22 protein-coding genes are annotated in these 20,607 nt (G+C 67.8%); 8 read left to right on the top strand and 14 right to left on the bottom strand.

The features are described 5' to 3' along the window. Positions 1 to 57 precede the first annotated feature (57 nt). From AC3A5Z_RS11390 to AC3A5Z_RS11380, 3 genes are all read left to right on the top strand, one after another. The gene (locus AC3A5Z_RS11390; protein ID WP_487519452.1) at positions 58 to 2,109 is read left to right on the top strand and encodes an OmpA family protein; all 2,052 of its coding nucleotides are present in this window, start codon (positions 58 to 60) and stop codon (positions 2,107 to 2,109) included. 118 nt (positions 2,110 to 2,227) lie between these two features. Next, on the top strand, positions 2,228 to 3,205 hold the full coding sequence (locus AC3A5Z_RS11385; protein WP_487519451.1) for an XdhC family protein: 978 nt from the start codon (positions 2,228 to 2,230) through the stop codon (positions 3,203 to 3,205). Then, positions 3,205 to 4,203, top strand: coding sequence for a molybdopterin-binding protein (locus AC3A5Z_RS11380; protein ID WP_487519450.1), 999 nt, complete (start codon positions 3,205 to 3,207; stop codon positions 4,201 to 4,203). The genes AC3A5Z_RS11385 and AC3A5Z_RS11380 overlap by 1 nt, the downstream gene beginning before the upstream one ends. 124 nt (positions 4,204 to 4,327) lie before the next feature. On the opposite strand, the gene infC is transcribed toward AC3A5Z_RS11380, so the two are convergent. Next, the gene (infC, locus tag AC3A5Z_RS11375) at positions 4,328 to 4,822 is read right to left on the bottom strand and encodes a translation initiation factor IF-3 (protein WP_487519449.1); all 495 of its coding nucleotides are present in this window, start codon (positions 4,820 to 4,822) and stop codon (positions 4,328 to 4,330) included. Positions 4,823 to 5,078: 256 nt separating this feature from the next. Here infC and AC3A5Z_RS11370 point away from each other — a divergent pair, with 256 nt between their 5' ends. Continuing rightward, positions 5,079 to 5,699: a hypothetical protein gene (locus tag AC3A5Z_RS11370; protein WP_487519448.1), complete on the top strand. Its 621-nt coding sequence runs from the start codon at positions 5,079 to 5,081 to the stop codon at positions 5,697 to 5,699. Positions 5,700 to 5,771: 72 nt separating this feature from the next. Here the strand turns inward: AC3A5Z_RS11370 and AC3A5Z_RS11365 are convergent, their stop codons facing one another. From AC3A5Z_RS11365 to cobA, 6 genes are all read right to left on the bottom strand, one after another. Then, positions 5,772 to 6,578 carry a ferredoxin--NADP reductase gene (locus AC3A5Z_RS11365; protein WP_487519447.1) on the bottom strand — a complete coding sequence of 269 codons (807 nt, stop codon included), beginning with the start codon at positions 6,576 to 6,578 and terminating at the stop codon, positions 5,772 to 5,774. A gap of 62 nt (positions 6,579 to 6,640) precedes the next feature. Next, a complete protein-coding gene (locus AC3A5Z_RS11360; protein ID WP_487519446.1) occupies positions 6,641 to 7,048 on the bottom strand; it encodes a DUF934 domain-containing protein in 408 nt (135 codons plus the stop codon). Then, positions 7,045 to 7,800 carry a phosphoadenylyl-sulfate reductase gene (locus AC3A5Z_RS11355; protein WP_136792474.1) on the bottom strand — a complete coding sequence of 252 codons (756 nt, stop codon included), beginning with the start codon at positions 7,798 to 7,800 and terminating at the stop codon, positions 7,045 to 7,047. The genes AC3A5Z_RS11360 and AC3A5Z_RS11355 overlap by 4 nt, the downstream gene beginning before the upstream one ends. After that, positions 7,790 to 9,460, bottom strand: coding sequence for a nitrite/sulfite reductase (locus tag AC3A5Z_RS11350; protein WP_487519445.1), 1,671 nt, complete (start codon positions 9,458 to 9,460; stop codon positions 7,790 to 7,792). The genes AC3A5Z_RS11355 and AC3A5Z_RS11350 overlap by 11 nt, the downstream gene beginning before the upstream one ends. Positions 9,461 to 9,493: 33 nt before the next feature. Further along, on the bottom strand, positions 9,494 to 9,799 hold the full coding sequence (locus tag AC3A5Z_RS11345; protein ID WP_136792476.1) for a DUF2849 domain-containing protein: 306 nt from the start codon (positions 9,797 to 9,799) through the stop codon (positions 9,494 to 9,496). Further along, a complete protein-coding gene (gene cobA, locus AC3A5Z_RS11340; RefSeq protein ID WP_487519444.1) occupies positions 9,796 to 10,563 on the bottom strand; it encodes a uroporphyrinogen-III C-methyltransferase in 768 nt (255 codons plus the stop codon). The genes AC3A5Z_RS11345 and cobA overlap by 4 nt, the downstream gene beginning before the upstream one ends. A gap of 142 nt (positions 10,564 to 10,705) precedes the next feature. Between cobA and AC3A5Z_RS11335 the strand changes: the two genes are divergently transcribed. Then, a complete protein-coding gene (locus AC3A5Z_RS11335; protein ID WP_107663927.1) occupies positions 10,706 to 11,167 on the top strand; it encodes an Lrp/AsnC family transcriptional regulator in 462 nt (153 codons plus the stop codon). Positions 11,168 to 11,283: 116 nt separating this feature from the next. Here AC3A5Z_RS11335 and AC3A5Z_RS11330 read toward each other — a convergent pair whose 3' ends face one another. From AC3A5Z_RS11330 to AC3A5Z_RS11300, 7 genes are all read right to left on the bottom strand, one after another. Then, positions 11,284 to 12,462: a cytochrome P450 gene (locus AC3A5Z_RS11330; RefSeq protein ID WP_487519443.1), complete on the bottom strand. Its 1,179-nt coding sequence runs from the start codon at positions 12,460 to 12,462 to the stop codon at positions 11,284 to 11,286. Next, a complete protein-coding gene (locus AC3A5Z_RS11325; RefSeq protein WP_487519442.1) occupies positions 12,462 to 13,400 on the bottom strand; it encodes a DMT family transporter in 939 nt (312 codons plus the stop codon). The genes AC3A5Z_RS11330 and AC3A5Z_RS11325 overlap by 1 nt, the downstream gene beginning before the upstream one ends. A gap of 62 nt (positions 13,401 to 13,462) precedes the next feature. Further along, positions 13,463 to 14,200 (bottom strand): triose-phosphate isomerase, encoded by a 738-nt coding sequence (tpiA, locus tag AC3A5Z_RS11320; RefSeq protein WP_487519441.1) that lies wholly within the window; start codon positions 14,198 to 14,200, stop codon positions 13,463 to 13,465. 79 nt (positions 14,201 to 14,279) lie between these two features. Then, complete coding sequence (locus tag AC3A5Z_RS11315) at positions 14,280 to 14,630, bottom strand: HesB/IscA family protein (protein ID WP_487519440.1); 351 nt, start codon at positions 14,628 to 14,630, stop codon at positions 14,280 to 14,282. A gap of 29 nt (positions 14,631 to 14,659) precedes the next feature. Further along, the gene (locus AC3A5Z_RS11310; protein WP_487519439.1) at positions 14,660 to 15,394 is read right to left on the bottom strand and encodes a DUF3307 domain-containing protein; all 735 of its coding nucleotides are present in this window, start codon (positions 15,392 to 15,394) and stop codon (positions 14,660 to 14,662) included. Then, on the bottom strand, positions 15,391 to 16,047 hold the full coding sequence (locus AC3A5Z_RS11305) for a hypothetical protein (protein ID WP_487519438.1): 657 nt from the start codon (positions 16,045 to 16,047) through the stop codon (positions 15,391 to 15,393). The genes AC3A5Z_RS11310 and AC3A5Z_RS11305 overlap by 4 nt, the downstream gene beginning before the upstream one ends. 85 nt (positions 16,048 to 16,132) lie before the next feature. Beyond that, on the bottom strand, positions 16,133 to 16,495 hold the full coding sequence (locus tag AC3A5Z_RS11300; RefSeq protein WP_487519437.1) for an SUF system Fe-S cluster assembly protein: 363 nt from the start codon (positions 16,493 to 16,495) through the stop codon (positions 16,133 to 16,135). Between the two features lie 329 nt (positions 16,496 to 16,824). Between AC3A5Z_RS11300 and AC3A5Z_RS11295 the strand changes: the two genes are divergently transcribed. The 3 genes from AC3A5Z_RS11295 (at position 16,825) to AC3A5Z_RS11285 (ending at position 20,590) form a co-directional block, all read left to right on the top strand. Then, positions 16,825 to 18,306, top strand: coding sequence for a lipopolysaccharide biosynthesis protein (locus AC3A5Z_RS11295; RefSeq protein ID WP_487519436.1), 1,482 nt, complete (start codon positions 16,825 to 16,827; stop codon positions 18,304 to 18,306). Positions 18,307 to 18,310: 4 nt separating this feature from the next. Then, positions 18,311 to 19,381 carry a polysaccharide pyruvyl transferase family protein gene (locus AC3A5Z_RS11290; protein ID WP_487519435.1) on the top strand — a complete coding sequence of 357 codons (1,071 nt, stop codon included), beginning with the start codon at positions 18,311 to 18,313 and terminating at the stop codon, positions 19,379 to 19,381. Positions 19,382 to 19,630: 249 nt separating this feature from the next. Next, a complete protein-coding gene (locus AC3A5Z_RS11285; RefSeq protein WP_487519434.1) occupies positions 19,631 to 20,590 on the top strand; it encodes a glycosyltransferase in 960 nt (319 codons plus the stop codon). The last annotated feature ends 17 nt before the right edge of the window (positions 20,591 to 20,607 follow it).

Here is a 20,607-nt window from a genome sequence, read left to right as displayed (position 1 = left end):
AGTGATGAAGATCAGCCGAGGACCGGATCGATCTTCGCCACAATGAGGACGCAGATTATGAAGAATCGCTTTCTGACCGCCACGGCCGCATTGTCGGTCGCACTCGCCGCGATGCAGCCCTTGCCGGCGATCGCCCAGAACAACAACCGCGGCAACCAGGACTGCACGCCGGGCGAGGGCGATTGCCCGCCCGCCGAGCGCGGCCGCAAGAATCAGGGCGAGCGCGAGGCGCGGCCCCAACGCCAGGAGCGTCAGCAACGCCAGGAGCGTCAGGAGCAGGCCGAAGGCCAGCGTGAGACGCGTGAGCAGCCCGCAGAAGAGCCGCAGCAGCGCCGCCGTCCGGTGGAGAATGCGCGTTCGCCGGGGGATGACCGTCCTGCCGAGCAGCCCGCCGAAGAGCGTGCCGCCGAGCCGGAAGCCGAGACCAACGACGCCGAGCGCGCCGCCAATCGCGAGCGTCGCGAAGAGCGCCGCCGCGCCCAGCAGCAGGAAGAGCAGGCCGAGGGCGAAGCACGCCAGTCGGGTGACGCCGAAGCCGCTCAGGAAGAAGAACGCCGCGTGAACCGCGAGCGCCGGCAGGCCGACGAACAGCGTGAGGCCGATGAGCAGCGCGCAGACGAGGGCGATGCCGCGGAAGAGGATGGCGAAGCCGCCGCCAACCGCGAGCGCCGCGAGGAGCGCCTGCGCGCCGCCGAGCGCGAGGAAGCCGATGCCGAGGCCAACCGCGAGGCCGAGCGCCGCGCGAACCAGCGTCAGCAGACCAGTGACGAGGCGGGCGAGGAAGACGGCGAAGCTGCCGCCAACCGCGAGCGTCGCGAAGAGCGTCTGCGCCGCGCCGAGCAGGAAGAGAACGAGCGTGCCGAAGAGGCGAACCGCGAGGATGGTCAGGACGAGACCCGCGACGCCGACCGTCGCCGCAATCCCGGTCGCGATGGCGAGAACCGTCAGGCCGATGGGGAAGACCGTCAGGACGACCGCCAGAACCGTCGCGCCAACCGCGAGGATCGCGAGCCGAGCGAGGAGGCCGTGGACCGGCTGAACACGCTGCTGGCCAACCCCGACGACGTGCGCCGCGACCGTGTCGAGGCTGCCTCGGGCGAACGCAACAACCGCGACCGCGGCCGGCTCATCGAGCGCCGCGTCACCGAGCGCGACAGCCGCTCGAGCGACGAAGAGTTCCGCACGCGCGTCAACGAGGAAGACGATGACGACGATGATGACGGCCTGAGCGATCTGCAGAAGTTCGGTCTGCTGGCACTGGGCGGTCTCGCCGTGGGCGCGCTGCTGAACAACGGCGACGAGGTCGTGTCGAACACCGGCGACCGCGTGGTGGTCCAGCAGGCCGATGGCACCTATACCGTGCTGAAGGACGACGACACGCTGATCCGTCGCCCGGGCAGCGACGTGCAGACCTACACCTATGACGACGGCTCGACCGAGTCGGTGGTGATGCGCGAAGATGGCAGCCAGATCGTCACCATCCGCGACGCCTCGGGCCGCGTGCTGCGCCGGACGCGCGTCGATGCCAACGGGCAGGAGCTCTACCTGATCAACGACCTGAACGAATACGAGACGGTCGATGTCAGCACCCTGCCGGAACCGCGGCCCGACCTGCGGCTTTCCACCCGCGACGGCTCGCTGCGCGAGGCGCTGGAGCGGATCGAAAGCTCCGAGACCGACCGCAACTTCAGCCTGCGTCAGGTGCGCGACTACCGCGAAGTGCGTGACCTCGCGCCGAGCATCGACATCGAGGGCATCAACTTCAACTCCGGTTCCTCTGCCATCGGCGAGGGCGAGGCGGAGAAGCTTTCGGACCTCGGCAACGCAATCGCCGACCTGATCGCCGAGCGCCCGAACGAGATCGTGCTGATCGAAGGTCACACCGACGCGGTGGGTTCGGCAGCCTCGAACCTCGCCCTGTCGGACCGTCGTGCGGAATCGGTGGCTCTTGCGCTGACCGAATACTTCGACGTCCCGCCGGAGAACCTCGTGGTGCAGGGCTATGGTGAGAGCGATCTGGTGGTCGATACGGAGACCGCCGCGCGGGAGAACCGTCGCGCCACCGCCCGGATCATCACGCCGCTCCTGGAGCAAGCCTCCAACCAGTGATCCGGTGACATGACAGAGCAAACGCCGCGGGCCTTGGGTCCGCGGCGTTTTGCATGGCACCAATTGGCAGTGGCGGAGGGTCGGACCGCGTCGCATAGTGCCGCCAAGGAGACATCCCATGACCCGCGCAGAGCATGACAGCATCCCCGAAATCGCCCTTGGCTGGCACCGCGACGGGCGCGGTGCGGCACTCGCCACAGTGCTCGAGACCTGGGGATCGGCGCCCCGCGCGGCGGGAAGCCAGCTCGCCATCTCCGGCGAGGGCGAGATCATGGGGTCGGTCTCGGGCGGCTGCGTCGAAGGCGCGGTGGTGGCCGAGGCGCAGGAGGCGCTGGTCGACGGTCAACCGCGGCTGCTGAGCTTCGGGGTCAGCGACGATCAGGCCTTCGCGGTCGGCCTTGCCTGCGGCGGCACCATCCGCGTTCTGGTCGAACCCATCGGCAGCGCCCTGCCGGAGGCGCTGCTGGCCGCGCTGGTCGAGGCCCGCGCCGCCCGCCGCCCCGTGGCGCTGCTCGTGCATCCCGAACGGTGGGAGCGTCGGCTGGCCGGGGCGGAGGAACCTGCGGTGGCGGCGCGGCTGCGGTCGGATCGGTCGGGGGTGGAGGAGGACGGCTGGTTCATCGGCGTCCACAACCCGCCGTTGCGGATGATCGTGGTCGGCGCCGTGCATATCGCCCAGCCGCTGGTCGCCATGGCGCGGCTCGCGGGTTTCGACCCCAGCCTGATCGACCCGCGCGCCGCCTTCGGCTCTGCCGAGCGCTTCCCGGGCGAGCGCATCCTCGACGATTGGCCGGACGAGGCGATGGCCGCGCTCCGGCCCGACAGCCGCACTGCCGTCGTCACCCTGACCCATGACCCGAAGCTCGACGACCCGGCGATCCTCGCGGCGCTGGAAAGCGAGGCCTTCTACCTCGGCTGCCTCGGCTCGACCCGCACCCATGCCAAGCGGCTGGAGCGGCTGCGCGCCGCGGGCGTGCCGGAGGAGCACATCGCCCGCATCCACGCCCCGGTCGGGCTCAACATCGGCGCTAAGACCCCGGCGGAGATCGCCGTCTCGGTCCTTGCCCAGATCACCCAAGTGCTGAGGCAGGGCTGATGCGCTTCGGCCCGGTGCCGCTGGATCAGGCGGAGGGGGCGGTGCTGGCCCATTCGGTGCCGCTCGAGGGCGGGCGGTTGCGCAAGGGCGTGGTGCTGACGCGGGCCGATCTCGACCGGCTGGCGCAGGGGGGGGTGACCGAGGTGACCGTGGCGCGCCTCGGCCATGAGGACGTGGCCGAGGATGCCGCCGCTGCCCGCCTTGCCGCCGCTCTGGTGCCCGATCCGCAGGCTGCACATCTGAGCCGCTCCGCAGCCTTTACCGGGCGGGTGAATTTGAACGCGGTGGGGCCGGGAATCGTGGCGCTGGACGGGGCGCGGATCCACGCGCTGAACCGGATCGACCCGTCGATCACGCTCGCCACGCTCGCGCCGCATACGCGGGTGACGGCGGGCATGCTGGTCGGGACGGTGAAGATCATCGCCTACGGGGTCGAGGCCTCGGCGCTGGTGACGGCCGAAGCGGTGGGTCGCGCTGCGCTGCGGGTGCTGCCGGTGGTGCGGCGCTCGGCGGGGCTTCTCTTGACCGAGGTGCCGGGGCAGGAGCCGAAGCTTGCCGCCAAGGGCCGCCGCGCAGTCGAGGCGCGGCTGGCGGCGCTGGGGATGGAACTGGCGGAGGTGGTCACCGTGCCGCACGAATGCGCGGCCATGGCGGCGGCGCTGGCAAGTCTGACGGGGGAGATGCTTCTGATCCTCACCGGGTCGGCGACGTCGGACCTGCAGGATACGGGGCCGGAGGCGCTTCGGGCGGCGGGCGGCAGGGTGGCACGCTTCGGTATGCCGGTCGATCCGGGCAACCTGCTGTTCCACGGCAATCTCGGCAACCGCCCGGTGATTGGGCTGCCGGGCTGCGCCCGCTCTCCCGCGCTGAACGGGGCGGATTGGGTGCTGGAGCGGTTGGCCTGCGGGCTGGAGATCGGCGATGACGAGATCGCGGCGATGGGGGTCGGCGGGCTGCTGAAGGAGATCCCGACCCGGCCGCAGCCGCGCGAGGGCTGAGCGGCACGGATTTTCTGCGAAAATCCGCAGCGATCTGTTTCTGCGAAAACAGAAAAGACCGATCTTTCGCAGAAAGATCGGTCTTCAAAGTCTTCGCAGAAGACTTTTTCGAGATTGCCGCGGCTTACTTCGGCCCGATCATCATCACCATCTGGCGGCCTTCGAGCCGGGGCATGGATTCGACCTTGCCCGCCTCGACCTCGGCCACCTGGGCGGCGACGCGATTCAGAAGCTCCAGCCCGAGCTCCTGGTGCGCCATCTCGCGACCGCGGAAGCGGAGCGTGACCTTCACCTTGTCGCCCTCTTCGAGGAACTTCAGCACCGAGCGCATCTTCACGTCATAGTCATGCGTGTCGGTGCCCGGACGGAACTTGATTTCCTTGATCTCGATGATGTGCTGCTTCTTGCGGGCCTCGGCCTCGCGCTTCTGCTGCTCATACTTGAACTTGCCGAAGTCCATGATCTTGCAGACCGGCGGCTCTGCGTTGGGCGAGATCTCGACCAGATCGAGTCCGGCCTCCTCGGCCATCTGCATGGCGCGCGCAGGCGTCACGATACCCACATTCTCACCATCCGCGCCGATGAGGCGGATTTCGTTCGAGCGGATGCGGTCGTTCACACGGGGGCCCGTATCGCGTTGCGGCGGGGCGTTGTGGGGTCTGCGGGCTATGGTGGCGTTCCTTGTGTCATTTCCGGGTTCGGTGACGCAAAATAGAGGCTGCGGCCCCGCGTTTCAACCGGAATCGGGCCAAGACCCGCAGGATAGCGGTGCTGATTGCCGCAGAGCGGGTCCGGCTGCGCTTTCCTTGGGCGGCGATTTCTGCCATGGGAGGGGCTGGGCCGTCCCGAGGGGACGGCAAAGAGGAGAGTCCCGAATGAACAAGGGTGTCATCGTCGCGATCGTGGTGGTCCTCGCCGCCGCCGCGGGCTACTACCAGTTCAGCTATCTGCCGGAACAGCGTGCCGCCGAAGAGGCTGCCGCGCAGGCCAATGCCGACGAACAGGCCGCCGCCGCCGCCAAGGCCGAGGCCGAAGCCGCCGCGGAAGCTGCCGCCGCCGAGGCCGAAGCGGCGGCCAATGCCAGCGAGGATGTGGCGGCCGAGGCTGCGGCGGATGCCGCCGCCGCCGCCGATTCCGCGACCGAGGCGGCCTCTGATGCCGCTGCCGCCGCCGCTGCCGCCGCCAACAACGCCATGGAAGCGACGAGCGAGGCCGCGACAGAAGCGGCCGATGCCGCCACGGCTGCCGCCAACGAGGCCGCCGCCGCCGCGACCGAGGCGGCCAACGATGCCGCCGCCGCGGTGAGCAACCTGCTGCCCGCCGATCTGCTGACGGTCGAGAACTTCCGCATCGACCGGGTCAACGGGCTGATCGACGACTCGAACCTCGATCCGACCACCAAGGGCACGCTGAAATCGGCGGTGGCCGCTGCGGCCTCGACGCCGGAACTGCTGGGGCCGACGCTGGAGACGGTGAAATCGGCACTGGGTCTCTGACCCAGCCGACCGCCTGAAATGCAAAAGGCCGCGCGGATCGCTCCGCGCGGCCTTTTCGCTGTCGGCCCGCCGTCAGATGCCGTTGCCGACGAAAGCCTTTTCCACCACATATTCCAGCGGCTCGGAATTGGCACCCTCGCGCAGGCCGAAGCCTTCCAGAACCGCCTTCACATCGACGTTGAACTGCAGCGAGCCGCAGACCATGGCGCGATCCTCCGCCGTGTTCATCGGCGGGATGCCGAGATCGGCGAAGACCTTGCCCGAGGTCAGGTTGTCGGTGATCCGGCCCATGCGGTCGGAGGGCTCGCGGGTCGTGGTCGGGTAGTAGAACAGCTTGCCCTCGACCATCTCGCCGATCAGCGGGTCGTTCCGCAGGTTCTCGACCAGTTGCCGGCCATATTCCAGCTCCGCCTTCTCGCGGCAGGTGTGCATCATGATGACCTGATCGTAGCGCTCGTAGGTCTCGGGGTCGCGCATCAGCGAGGCGAAGGGGGCGAGGCCGGTGCCGGTCGCGAGGAACCAGAGCCGCTTGCCGGGCAGGAGCGCGTCGAGCACCAGCGTGCCGACGGGTTTTGGCCGCAGGATGATCTGGTCACCCGGCTGGATGTGCTGCAGCCGCGAGGTCAGCGGGCCGTCCGGCACCTTGATCGAGTAGAACTCAAGCTCCTCGTCCCAGTTGGGCGAGGCGATGGAATAGGCGCGCAGCAGGGGCTTGCCGCGCTCGTCCTGCAGGCCGATCATGACGAACTCGCCCGAGCGGAAGCGCAGCGATTGCGGACGGGTGACGCGGAAGGAGAACAGACGGTCCGTCCAATGCTGCACCGAGGTCACGGTCTGCGTGTCGGGCAGGGTCTTCACGATGGTGGCTGGCTGGTTCATTTTGCAGTCCTGTCTATCCGCACCCTTGGTAAGCCGTCGCGGGATGCGGGGGAAGCCGGAATTCAGGCCTTAAGGTGCGACTGATAGTCATGCTTTTGCCAGTCGGCGCGGAAAAGCCATTGCTCTTCCGGCTGACGGGCGGCGAGATCCTCGGGGATTTCCACCTCGTCGAAGCCCGAGCGGCGGGCCATGGCGTATTGGTCGGCCAGCAGCGGGCCGTGGGCGCGCAGCCGCCCGGTGTAGCCCATCCGGCGCAGGCGTTGCGCGAGGCTGAAGCCGCGCCCGTCGCTGAAGCTGGGGAAGGCGATGCGGATCAGCTGCAGCGCGCCGAGCTGGTTGCCGAGCGCCGCCGGATTGGCGGTGTTGCTCAGATCGACGGCGCCGTTGTGATTGGCCAGATCGTCGAGCGGGACGATGGGGGCGGTGAAATCCTCGGGCGCGAAGCCCGCGTCGGTCACGATCACGCTCATGCGGCGCTCTCCTGTGTCACGGGGCCGCGCACGGCTTTCCCGTTGATGAAATGAATGCCGCATTCGGTTTTCTGGCTGCCGCGCCAACGGCCTGCGCGCGGATCTTCACCTTCGGCGACCGGGCTGGTGCAGGGCTCGCAGCCGATGCTGGGGTAGCCCTTGGCGACCAGGGGATGCCGCGGCAGGTTGTTGTTGGCGATATACTCTTCCAGATCCTCGCGGCCCCAATGCGCCAGCGGGTTCACCTTGATGCGGCGGTCTTCCTCGGATTCGAAGAACTCCACCTCGGCGCGGGTGTTGCCCTGATAGCGTTTGCGCCCGGTGATCCAGCCGTCGAAGGTTTTCAGCGCCCGTTCCAGCGGCTCCACCTTGCGCACCGCGCAGCAGGCGTCCGTGTTGAACTGGTTCAGCGTGCCGTCGGGATCCTCGAAATTCACCCGCGGCTGGGTGGCGCGGATGGTGCGCACGTCGCAGAGGTTCAGCGTGTCGGCGAGCTGGCGCTGGTAGTCCAGCGTCTCGCGGAACAGCATGCGGGTGTCGATGAACAGCACCGGCGTCTCGGGTGCGATGACCGAGACGAGGTGCAGAAGCACGACCGATTCGGCCCCGAAGGACGAGACCAGAGCCACCCGGCCAAGGTCCGCATCCTTCAAGGCATGTTCCAGCACCGCGGTCGCGCCGTGGTGCCTGTAGCGGCTGTTCAGTGCGGAAACGCGATCCGCGACCGAGCCGGAGGGAAAATCACGCGGCATCCTGCTGGCCTTCCGCCTCGTAGAGCGCGGCCTTGAACGGAGCGAGCCCAAGGCGGCGGTAGGTTTGGAGGAAGGTCTCCTCCGGCTCGGCCCGCACCTTGAGATAGGCGCCGATCAGCCGTTCGATGGCCGGAACGATCTCGTCATAGGCAAAGCCGGGGCCGGTCTTCTCGCCGACGACCGCCGTTTCGGTGCCGTCGCCGCCGAGCGTGATCTGGTAATTCTCCACCCCGGCGCGGTCGAGGCCGAGAATGCCGATATGGCCGACGTGATGGTGACCGCAGGCATTGATGCAGCCCGAGATCTTGATCTTCAGGGGGCCGATCTCGTGCTCCAGCTTCAGCTCGTCAAAGCGGGTGGCGATCTGCTGCGCCACCGGGATCGAGCGGGCCGTCGCCAGCGCGCAGTAATCCATCCCGGGGCAGGCGATGATGTCGGAGATCAGCCCGACATTGGCCGTGGCGAGCCCGGCCTGCGCGAGGGTCGCGTGAACGGCGGGCAGGTCCGACTTGTGGACATGCGGCAGGATCACGTTCTGCTCGTGGCTGATGCGCAGCTCGGAATGGCCATAGCGTTCGGCCAGATCGGCCATGGTGCGCATCTGGTCCGCCGTGGCGTCGCCCGGCGTCGCGCCATGCGCCTTGAGGCTGATGGTGACGATGGCGTAGTCGGGATGACGATGCGCGGCGAGGTTGGTATCGGCCCAGGAGCGGAACACCGGATCGGCGTTGTAGAAGGCGTCATAGCCATCGGTCGCCGCCTCGCGGAAGGCGGGCGGGGCGAAGGCGGCCTCGATCTGTGCCAGAAGCGCGTCGTTCTGGCCGCCCCAGACCGGCAGGATCTCGGCGAAGCGATGTTCGATCAGGGCGGTGATCTTGTCCAGCCCCGTCTCGTGCACGAGGATCTTGATCCGCGCCTTGTACTTGTTGTCGCGCCGGCCAAGCTGGTTGTAGACGCTGAGGATCGCCTCGACGTAAGGCAGCAGCTCCGCCTTGGGCAGAAACTCCCGCACGACGCGGCCGATCATCGGGGTCCGGCCCAGCCCGCCGCCGACGATCACCTCGAAGCCGGGCTCGCCTGCGCCATTGCGCACCATGCGCAGGCCGATGTCATGCGCCTTGGTCACGGCGCGGTCGTTGGGCGAGCCGGTGACGGCGATCTTGAACTTGCGCGGCAGGAACTGGAACTCCGGATGGTCGGTGGACCACTGGCGCAGCAGCTCCGCGATCGGGCGCGGGTCTTCGATCTCGTCGGCGGCAGCCCCGGCGAAATGATCGGCGGTCACGTTGCGCACGCAGTTGCCCGAAGTCTGGATGGCATGCATCTCGACATCGGCCAGCGCCGAGAGGATGGCGGGCACGTCGGGCAACTTCGGCCAGTTGAACTGGATGTTCTGCCGGGTGGTGAAATGGCCGTAGCCACGATCCCAGGTCTCGGCGATCATCGCGAGCTGGCGCATCTGCGGCGGGTTGATCGTGCCATAGGGAATGGCCACGCGCAGCATGTAGGCATGCAGCTGCAGATAGAGGCCGTTCATCAGGCGCAGCGGCTTGAATTCATCCTCGGTCAAGGACCCGTCGATCCGCCGCTCGACCTGCTGGCTGAACTGCGCCACGCGGGAGCGGACGAAGGCCTCGTCGAAATCGGTGTAGCTGTACATCTGGCTGCCTTTCGTCGGAGGGAAGGGGCGCGTTTACTGCGCGGCTTCTTCCTGCTTGCCGTGGAAATAGTTGGAGGGACCGCGGGTGCGGAACTCCTCGCGGAAATGGGTCGGCTCGGGGCCGTCGGGGCCGCGCCTGGCATCGGCCAGATAGGCGCCGACGATCACCGACTTCTGCGACGCCGCATGCAGGAGGCGCATCTGGGCATGGGCCTCGTCCTCGATCAGCTCGGCCTCGTGATGCTGGCGGCTCCAGCGGTCATCGGCAGTGAGATAGACCACGTCGCCCTCGAGCAGGGCATTGGCTGTGACGACTTTGGGGATATAGGGGCGGCTCATGCGAGGGCTTCCTTCAACTGAGGCAGGGCGAGCGCGGCGCGGCGGGGCGCGAGGCCGTAAAGCAGGATTGCGGGGCCGGACAGGGCGGCGGCGGCTTCGGGCAGGGTCTGCAGCGTGGCGGCGACGATGCGCTCGTCGGCGCGGCTGGCGTTCTCGACCAGCGTCACCGGGGTGTCGGCCCCGGCGCCGTGCATCATCAGCCGACCCTGGATGAAGCGGGAGGATTTCTTGCCCATGTAGATCGCGGCGACCTCGCCCTTGCGGGCCAGCCCCGCCCAATCCTGCTCGGCAAAGCCGGCCATGTCATGCCCGGTGAGGATGCGCAGCGCGGCGTTGCGGCCCCGCTTGGTCAGCGACTGGCCGATGGAGGCGGCAGCGGCGGCGGCGGAGGTGAGGCCCGGCAGGATCGACCATTCGATCCCGGCCTCGTCCAGCGCGTCGATCTCCTCGTCCAGCCGGCCGAAGATGCCCGAGTCGCCCGATTTCAACCGCACCACCCGCGCACCCGTCTGGGCATGGCCGGTGGTCAGCGCATGGATCGCCGATTGCGGGGTCGAGGGGCCGAAACCCTCCTTGCCGACATCGACGCGCATCGCCTGCGCCGGGATCAGCGCGAGGATCTCGGGCCCGACGAGGCGGTCGTGGATCACCACATCGGCGGTCTGCAGTGCGCGGAAAGCGCCAAGCGTCAGATGGTCTGCCGCACCGGGGCCCGCGCCGACGAAGGTCACGGTGCCGGCGCTGAGGGTCTGGGCTTGGGTCATCGGGCTCGTCCGCTGCTGGGAGTGTTGAGCTGAATATAGGAGATTTTCCCGGTGAACCGCCATGCGCCCTTGCAGATAAGGAAGATTGTTCCATATTGGCCGCCGGATGGAACGGGGTTCCGGATCAGGGGAGTTTCGCGGAATGGCAGTCCGGCTGGACGAGATGGACAGGAAAATCCTCGGCGAGTTGCAGGAGGACGCGGCGCAATCGCTCGACGAGATCGCCCGCAAGGTGGGCTCGTCGAAGACGCCGGTCTGGAATCGCATCCGCCGGATGAAGGAGGCCGGGGTGATCCTGCGCCAGACCGCGCTGCTCGACGCCGAGGCGCTGGGGCTGGAGGCCTGCTTCTTCGTGCTGATCCGCACCAGCGAGCATGAGGCCGACTGGCAGCGCAAGTTTCTCAAGGCGCTGCGGGAACGCCCCGAGGTGCTGGAGGCGCATCGGCTGGCGGGGGACATCGACTACATCCTCAAGGTGCGCGTCGCCAACGCGCGGGCCTATGACACGTTTTACCAGGCCCTGATAAGCGAGGTGCGTATCTACAATGTGACGGCGCTGCTCTCGATGGAGGAGATCAAGGCGACGACGGTATTGCCCTTGTGAGGCCCCCGGGGCTCTGCCCCCGGCGCGGCCACGGGCCGCGCGTTCCTTGCTGAAACCCTGCCACCGGCAGGGTTTCCGGGCGCTCGTCACCCCCGGGATACTTGGGCCAGGATGAATCAGGTGACCATCAGGCGCTCTAGGCCGCGGAAGTGGTAGGTGTTGGCGTAGCGCGGCTTTTGCGCCAAGCGCAGGTCCGGGCGGCGGGCGAAGAGGATGGGGAGGGCGGCAGCCATCTCCAGCCGGGCGAGGGGGGCGCCGAGGCAGAAGTGCAGACCGGCGCTGAAGCTCAGATGCGCCTTTTCGGGCCGCGCGGGCAGGAAGCGCCGCGGCTGGTGCCAGGCTCCCGGGTCACGATTGGCGGCGGCCAGCAGCAGCGCCACCTCGCTGCCCGCGCGGAAGCTCTGCCCCATGATCTCGGCATCGGCATAGACGTAGCGCTTGAAGAGATGCAGCGGCGGGTCGTAGCGCAAGAGCTCCTCCACCGTCGCGCCGACCTGCGGCGGCGACAGCGCCTCGGGCGGGGTTCCGGTTTCCAGCAGCGTCTTCACCGCATTGCCGATCGCATGCACGGCCGCCTCGTGGCCTGCGTTCAGGATCAGGATGCAGGTGGCGATCACCTCGTCGGTCGAGAGCCGCTCGCCCTCGGCCTCGGCCTGGATCAGATGGGTCAGCAGGTCGTCGGCGGGGCGGCGACGTCGGGCGCCGATGTAGAGCCGCAGGAACTCGGCGAAGACCGCGGCGGCGGCGGCAGCGCGTTCCTCGGTCTGGTGGCTGCGGCCCGCCTGATACATGCCGACCATGGCGCTCGACCAGCGCTCCACCTCTGGGGCCAGAGGTTCCGGGATGCCGATCAGCCGGGCGATGACCAGCATCGGCAGCCGTCTGCAGAAATGGGCAATCAGGTCGCATTCGCCCTCGGGCAGCGCGTCGATCAACTGATGGGCGATGGCCTCGATTTCGGGCGCCAACGTGGCGATGCGGCGGCTGGTGAAGGCGCGCAGCACGAGGCCGCGCAGGCGGGTGTGATGCGGCGGCTCCAGCTCCAGCATCGAGTGATCCTCGACGGCGTAGAACGGGCGCAGATGCTCGGGCACCGCCGGACGCAGCGCGGGCGGACATTCGCGGCCGAAGCGGCGGTCGCGCAGGATGGCGTTGATCGCGGTGTGCGAGGTGGTGCAGGGCAGGTCGTAATCGGTCCAGTGGAAGAACGGCCCCAGCGCTCGGGCCCGCTCGTAGAACGGATAGGGGTTCTGCACGAAGCGGGCGGCGGTGGGCGATTGGGTCAGGCTCTGCATCAGCTCATGGGGTTGTCTCGGCGGATCGTCTCTGCGGTGCGTCGGGGCATCCTGCCCTGCGCCACCAGCACGCCAAGGACGACGATGGCAGCGGCGAGGGCCTGGGTCCAGCTCCAGGAGCCGCCCAGCATCACCAGAAAGATCATGACATAGAACGGTGTCGCATTGCCATGCAAAGAGGCGACCCCGATGCCGAGATGGCCGACCGAGATGATCCAGAGCACCTGCGAGACCGCCAGCGCGCCGATGCCGTAGATCAGCAGCGCCACAATCTGCGGCAGGCCGATGGCGCTCCAGTCGGGGGAAGGCCCGCCGAGCGAGACCTGCAAGCCAGCCGCCAGCGTGGTGACGGCTGTTGCCCCCGCCAGCGTCACCGTGGCGCAACCGAGCGGCGAGAGGTCGGGGAAGCTCTTCACCGTCGCACGCGAGCCCCAAGTGTAGCAAACCACCGAGACCACGGCCATCAGCGCCCCGAAGCCGAAGCCCACGGAGCCGAGCTTGCCGCCGTAGGACAGGAGTCCGCCGCCGAGGCTGAGCGCCACACCTAGGATCAGCGTGCCGCTCAGCCGGCGGCCGTCGAGCAGACATTCCAGCGTGATGCCGATCACCGGCATGGCGGCGGTGATCACCGCGATGGTGATCGCGTCGGTCAGGGATTGCGCGAAGACGAGGAGATAGGCGCCGAGGCCGAAGCCGATGCCGCCGACGAACAGGCCGCGACCCCAGCTGGCGCGGCGCAGGGTCTCCGCGCCCTCCAGCGCCAGCCAGAGCGGCAGCAGCAGCGCCAGCGCCGTGAGCATCCGAAGCGCGGTGAGCGGCAGCGGGGTGAGCGGCCCAATCAGCAGATCGGCAGCGGGAAGCCCGGCGGCCCAGACCAGCATGGAGGCCATGCAGATCAGGTTGGCGGAGAGCGTGGTCAGGCGGCGGGAGGTGAACATCCGCCGAGCCTGACCGATTCCCGGCCCCGCCGCTGTGTCTTCTGCGACCTTCCGACGAGGATTCAGGCGGCGGAGAGCGCCGCGACGATGGCGCCGAAATCGGCGGCCTTCAGGCTGGCGCCGCCGACCAGCGCGCCATCGACATTCGCCACGGCGAAGATCTCGGCGGCGTTCGATGGTTTCACCGACCCGCCGTAGAGCAGGCGGAAGCCCTCGGCATCGCTGAACCGCTCGGCCAGCCGGGCGCGCAGGAAGGCGTGGACCTCGGCGATCTCTTCCAGCGTGGGCGTGCGGCCGGTGCCGATGGCCCAGACTGGCTCGTAGGCGATGACGGTGCTGCGGGCGGTGGCGCCATCGGGCACGGAGCCCGCGAGCTGGCCGCCGATGATCTCCAGCGTCTCGCCGGCGTCGCGCTGAGATTCTGTTTCGCCGACACAGACGATCGTCACCAGCCCTTCGGCCAAGGCGGCCTCGGCTTTGGCACGGACCTGCGCGTCGGTCTCGCCGTGGTCAGCGCGGCGCTCGGAATGGCCCAGGATCACATGCGTCGCCCCGGCATCCGACAGCATGGGCGCCGAGATGTCGCCGGTATGGGCACCTGAGGCCTTCGCATGGCAGTCCTGCGCGCCGATGAAGAGATCGCCGGTCGCCCGGGCCGCCATGCGCGAGATCAGCGTGGCGGGCGGGCAGAGCAGCACCTCGCACCGCGGCGCACGATGGGCCGCGACAAGCGCGTCGACCTCGGCGAGGTTCGCCTCGAGCCCGTTCATCTTCCAGTTGCCAGCGGCAAGTTTGCGCATCTTTCGTCCTTCCCTGTCGGTCCGCGACCGTCTTAGCCGATGGCGGGACGTGGGGAAAGCGTCAGGCGTCCCGACGTTCTCAAGCGTCCTTGAACTTGATCGACTCGCCGCAGCCGCAAGCCTCGGACACGTTCGGATTGCGGAACTTGAAGCCCGCCTCGAGCAGCGAGGTCTCGTAGTCGATCTCGGTGCCGAAGAGGAACATCTGCGCCATGGGGGCAATCATCACCCGCGCGCCGTCTTGCTCCACGGTCTCGTCCATCGGATTCACGTCGGAAACGTAATCCATCGTGTATTCCATGCCCGCGCAGCCGCCCTTCTTGATGCCGATGCGCAGGCCCATCGAGCCCTGCTTGTTCATCAGCCGCGCGATCTGCTTGGCTGCAGAGGGCGTGAGGGTGACGGCCTGTTTTCCGGGGATGCCGAACATGAGCGAAATCCTTTGTGATCCCGCTCAATCTAGGGTGTGGCGGGCGGAATCTCAAGCGGGGGAAGCCCGATCGCCAGATGCTGCACGGCCAGCGCCGTGGCGATGGCCCAGCCGAAGGAGGCGAGCGTGCCGATGATGACGTATTCGGAGGCCGCGCGGTCCTCGGAGACGGTGCCGAAGCGCAGGATCGACTTTGCGGCGATGAGGAAGCCGGTGGCCTCGGGCTGGCCCGAGAGGATCAGGATGTAGATCAGCCCGCGCTCCAGCATGCCGATGGTGAGCCCGCCCTTGGGCAGGCCGCGCCCCGGGGTATCATCGGCGCCGGGCGTCTTCATCAGCAGCCCCACGGCGATTCCACCCGCGCGGGTGGCGATGATCAGCCCGGCGGCGAGCAGCATGTAGCGCGGCGCGGCCTCGAACCGGTCCGGCAGCGCGGCCCAGAGGCCGGTGGCCCAGAGGTCGGGCAGGGCGAGGCCGAGGCCGAGGATCACCGCCAGATGCGCCGCCTGATCGCCGAGGAAGGCGCCGAGGCCGGGGCGGGCGACATGGGTCTTCACCGCGTCGATGGCCAGATGCAGCCCGGCCAGCACCAGCACCCCGGTCGAGGCGACATGGCCGAGCGCCAGCTGCGACAGCGCCAGCACCACGGCGGCATGGGCCAGCAGCACCCAGGGCTCGCGCTTGCGCCGCACCATCCAGTCGGGCTGCAGCAGGAAATCGGCGAGCGCATGGGCAAGGAGCAGCGCGGCGATGGTTTCGCTCATCGGCTCCAGCTTCCGGTTTCGGCATGGGTCACGAAGGCCTCCTCCCATTCGGTGAGCGCGCGGCGGATCGCCTGCACCGCACCGCCGCTGAGCCGATAATTCACCGCCTGCGGCGAGATGCCAAGCAGCGGCGCCATGTCCTGCAGGGTGGGCGCGCCCGGATGCAGCGCCAGGGCAGCAGCCTCGGCCTGATCGCGGGTCCATTTGCGGCAATGCTGCTCCAGAAGGTCCACGACAACCGGATGCAGCGCCGTCAACCCCTTGCCTTCGACCGAGAGGAGCCGCAGGCGGCTCATCGCGTCGAGCCCGCGGCCCGAGAGTTCGAAAGCGGCGCCATGGGCGTCGGAGAGATCCTTGGTGCCGAGAGTCTCAACAGGACCGATGCCGATGGACATGCGGCTGGCCATGGCCTCAGGTGTGGCGCGCAGGCGGGCGGTAAGGAAGAGGGCGGCGCGGAGGCCGGATTCCGGTGCGGCGACGACGACTTGCCAGCCGTCGCCGCGAAACCGGGTGAAGCGGGGCGGGGGCAGGGGCCAGTAGGCCAGTTCGGCGGCGGCCTGCGCGATCACCGCCATCGTGCGCTCCAGCGCCTCTGGCGGAGCGTCAGAGGAGCCGACGACATCGCCGGTGATGACCGAGATCTGTTCCATCATATCAAGCCCCATCGCTTGATATGATAAAATCAAGTTTCAGGGCTTGATGCAAGTAATTTCAAGGGTAAGGACTTGAATCGCCCGTTCACATGAACCCGAGTTCAAGTCGCGCCTCGTCTGACATCATCTCCATCCCCCAAGGCGGATCGAAGGTCATGCCGACATTCACCTGCTTCACGCCGGCCAGCGGTTCGACCGCATCGGCGACCCAGCCGGGCATTTCGCCCGCGACCGGACAGCCGGGGGCGGTGAGGGTCATCAGGATCTCGACCTCGTTCTCGGGCGAGATGTCGATCGTGTAGACCAACCCGAGATCGTAGATGTTCACCGGAATTTCCGGGTCGAAGACAGAGCGGCAGGCTTCGACGACCGACTCGTAGAGCGGGTGATCGGTGGTGGAAGGCTTGATCAGGGGCGCGCCCTCGATCATGTCGGCGGAGTGGGTCATGGGATGCTCACGCGTTTTGTTGACCAATTATATAGGGAATGGCGCGGCAAAGGTCCAGTGGCTCGCGGCGAGGGATAGGCGGGCCAAAGTGACGCTGCGTCGCGACATCCGATGAGCGGCGATCTGGCACAGGACTTGGGCAGTCTATGCCGATCCCCGCCGACCAGCTCGACCTGCGGTTGAAAGCGCTTACCGCAGGGATCAATTTCAGGCATGTTGCGTTGCAGCATCTGGGAGGACGCGGCAGCCGTCGCGCGGAACTGCAAAGAGGTCGCGCCGAGCGGCAGGGGGACTGTCGCGGCCATCCGGTCGCCTAGCTGGAAGAACCTATGACTGCCGCCGAGACCATGGCCCCGCCGGACGACCTCAAGAAGAAGACCGCCACCGCCATGCTCTGGTCGGTGCTGCGCGCAGGCTGGGTGAATATCGCCACCTTCGTGCTCTTCGTCGTGCTGGCCCGGCTTCTGGGGCCGACCGAGTTCGGCATCTTCGCGCTGGCCAGCCTCTTCGTCGAATTCACCCGCATCGCTGCCAGCGCCGGGATGGGCGATGCGGTGATCCGCCAGCTCGATCTGGACGAGAGCTTTGCCGATACCGCCTTCTGGACCACGCTGGGCCTGAGCTCCACCATGGGGGCGCTCGCCTTCGTCGCGGCACCCTATTACGCCGAGCTGGTGCAGGAGGAGAACGTCACCGCCGTGGTGCGCTGGCTCGCCGTGCTGCTGCCGATCTCGACGCTGGGCACCGTGCACGGCGCGCGATTGGCGCGGGAGTTCCGACACAAGAACCTCGCCTTCCAGAGTGTCGCCGCCAGCCTCGTCTCGGGCGTCGTCGCGGTGGCCGCGGCCTATGCGGGCTGGGGGATCTGGGCGCTGGTGGTGCAATCGGCGGTCTCGGCGCTGATCACGGTGAGTCTTGCCTTCGCCATGTATCGCTGGATGCCGCGCCTGCGCTTCAGCTGGGCGCAGTTGAAGCCGGTGCTGCTCTTCAACCTCAGCATGGTGCTGACGCAGCTCATGTGGATGATGCTGGTGCGGGTGCAGGATATCTTCATCTCGCGCTGGTTCGGTCCGACCGCCGTCGGCACCTATCGCATTGCCTGGCGGCTGATCGAGCTTCTGGGCCAGTCGGTGCTGGCGCCGATCGGCAGCGTCTCGCTGGTGACGCTGTCGCGGCTGCAGAACGACCGCGAGCGCTTCGGGCGGACCTACAACCGCATGATGGGGATGGCGGGGCTCTTCGTTTTCCCGATGATGCTGGGCTTCGGCGCCCTGGCCCATGAGTTCATCCCGCTGGTCTTCAGCCCGCAATGGGCCGCGGCGAGCGATATCGCCATGGTGCTGGTGCTGATGGCGGTCCCCTTCGTGACCAACTTCTTCGCCGGACCGGCGCTGGCCGCCGTCGACCGCGCCGGGCAGATCGTCGCCGTGGCGGCGCTGCAGCTGGCGGCGACGGTGCTGCTGACCTGGGCGCTGGTGCCCTACGGGCTTGTCGCGGTGGCTGTCGCCTATGTGGCGCGGGCCTATCTGACGATGCCCTATCAACAATGGGTGCTGATGAAGCATGGCGGTGTCTCGCCGCTGTCCACGCTGCGCATGTTGTTGCCGCCCTTTGCCTCCGCCGCGCTGATGGCCCTTGCGATCTGGCTGCTGAAACCCCAGATCGCGGCGCTCACCGGCTCCGGCTGGCCGCTGATCGGCGCTGCCGTGGCGCTTGGCATGGTGATCTACGCCCTGCTGCTGCTGATCCTCGCCCGCACCATGCTGCGCCCGATCCTCGATCTCGTCCGCTCCCTCGCATCCAAGAAATGAGCCCATGACCAGCCTCTCCGCGCTTCCCCAGACAACCGGCCCCCGACAAAGCCATCTCGACGTGATCCGCAGGCTGCAAGGCCGGATCGACGACGCGCTGGCCTCGCTGGTGCCCGCCCTGCAGGCCAAGCCCTATGCGCTGCTGGATTTCCCCGATTACGGTAACATCGGCGACAGCGCGATCTGGCAAGGTAACATCGCCTGGCTGGAGCGTCAGGTGAAACAGCCCCCGGCCTACAGCTGCCGCTGCTATGTCGATTTGGCCGAAATGACTGCCGCGATGCCGGAAGGGGTGATCCTGCTGCAGGGCGGCGGCAATTTCGGCGATATCTGGCCGCAGCACCAGAACTTCCGCGAGGCGGTGCTGGCGGCCTTCCCCGGCCGTCCCGTGGTGCAGCTGCCGCAGTCGATCCACTACAGCGACGAGGCCGCCATCGCCCGCACCGCCGAGGCGATCCGCCGTCATGGCGCCTTCACGCTTCTGGTGCGCGACCAGCCGAGCTATGATCTGGCGACCAGCCGCTTCGATTGCACCGTCCGGCTCTGCCCCGACATGGCCTTCGCCATCGGCCCGCTGCCAAGGCTGCGCGAGCCCGACGCCGACGTGCTTCTGGCGCTGCGCGAGGATATCGAGGCGCGGCCCTCCTCGGCGCTGCCCGAGGTGCTGCCCGAGGGCTGGATCACCGGCGACTGGCCTGCCGACGATCCGGCGCTCTACGACAAGGCGTTGCGCCAGACGCGGATGGCGAGCTTTCTCACGCTCGACAGAAGCAAATGGCGCAAGGCGGCGCGCGAGCTGACCTATTTCAACACCTTGGCCGACCGCCGGATGGAGGCGGGGCTGAACCAGCTCTCCGGCGCGCGCTTCATCATCACCGACCGGCTGCATGTGCATATCCTCTCGACCCTGCTCGGCGTGCCGCATGTCTTTCTCGACAACAGCTACGGCAAGATTCGCCGCTTCTCCGACTGTTTCCAGACCCGCTGGGACGGAGCGGCAGCGGCGGACAGCGTGGAGGAGGCCATTGCCGTGGCCCGCAGCCATCTCGCCCATAGCGGAACAGTGACTCTCTGACAGCCGTTCCTGCACTGCACCGCCCAATCGGCGGGCAGTTTCGGCAGGATGTCGCATCTCTGTGAGTTTGTTCCGGTAAAAGTGTGTCAAACCATCGGCATTCGCGCTATGGTTGAAACATCGCCCCAAGGGGCATCAACACAGTCCGCCCGACTCAAGGCGCACCGCACCTTCCTGTCCCGCTCCGTTGATCGGGACAGCAACCCCCAAGGCTGGACCCGTGTCCGGTATCGAATGAAGGAGAAGCCGATGTTCATCAGCGTCATCATGTGCACGCGGAACCGGGCCGAACAATTGCGCCGCGTGCTTCAGACCGCCGTCGCGATGAAGAAACCGGATGTCGAGTGGGAGTTCCTGCTGGTTGACAACGGCAGCACCGACAACACCGCCGAGGTGGTCGAAAGCGTCGCCGGCCTGCTGCCGATCCGCCATGTGGTCGAGCCCGAGGCAGGGCTGTCGCATGCCCGCAACCGCGGCGTCTCCGAAGCGCGGGGCGACTATATCTGCTGGACCGACGACGACGTGATGATCGATGCCGACTGGCTGGTTTCCTACGCCGCCGCCTTCCGCCGCTACCCGGAGGCCGCGGTCTTCGGCGGGCAGATCGTGCCGGTGCTGGAAGGGCCCGCACCGCGCTGGTTCGAGCAGAATTATGACGAGCTGGCCTCGCTGCTGGCCAAGCGCGATCTGGGAAAGAAGCCGATCCGGCTGACCAAGGTCGGTGACCATCTGCCCTATGGCGCGAACTTCGCCGTCCGCACCCGCGAGCAGAAACAGTGGCACTACGACCCGAACCTAGGCGTCAGCCCCGGCCAGAAGCGGCTGGGCGAGGAGGTGACGGTGATCGAGGGCATTCTCGACAGCGGCGCCCCGGGCATCTGGGTTCCCGGCGCCATGGTGCGCCACATCATCCCGAAGTCGCGGCTCTCGCTCGACTATGTCGGCGTCTATCACCGCTCGGCAGGCGAGACCTGGGCCTATCTGAGCTCGGTCGACGGCGGTGGCGTCATGGGCGAGCTTGCCCCCAGCGGCGGGCGCCGGTTGTCGGGCGCGCCGCTCTGGGTCTGGCGGATGGCGGCGACGCATCTCTGCCTCTACCTCGCCACCTCGGTCACGCGGCCCTCGTCGCGCTGGCTGCAGCACTGGATCAAGTTCAACCACTTCCGCGGCGCGATCGAATACTGGTCGCGCAGCAACGTTCCGGGCTGAGGCCGGGTCGAGGAGGT

Source organism: Cereibacter sp. Soil_C_27 (assembly GCF_057657095.1).
This window is presented reverse-complemented; position numbering and strand designations above follow the sequence as displayed.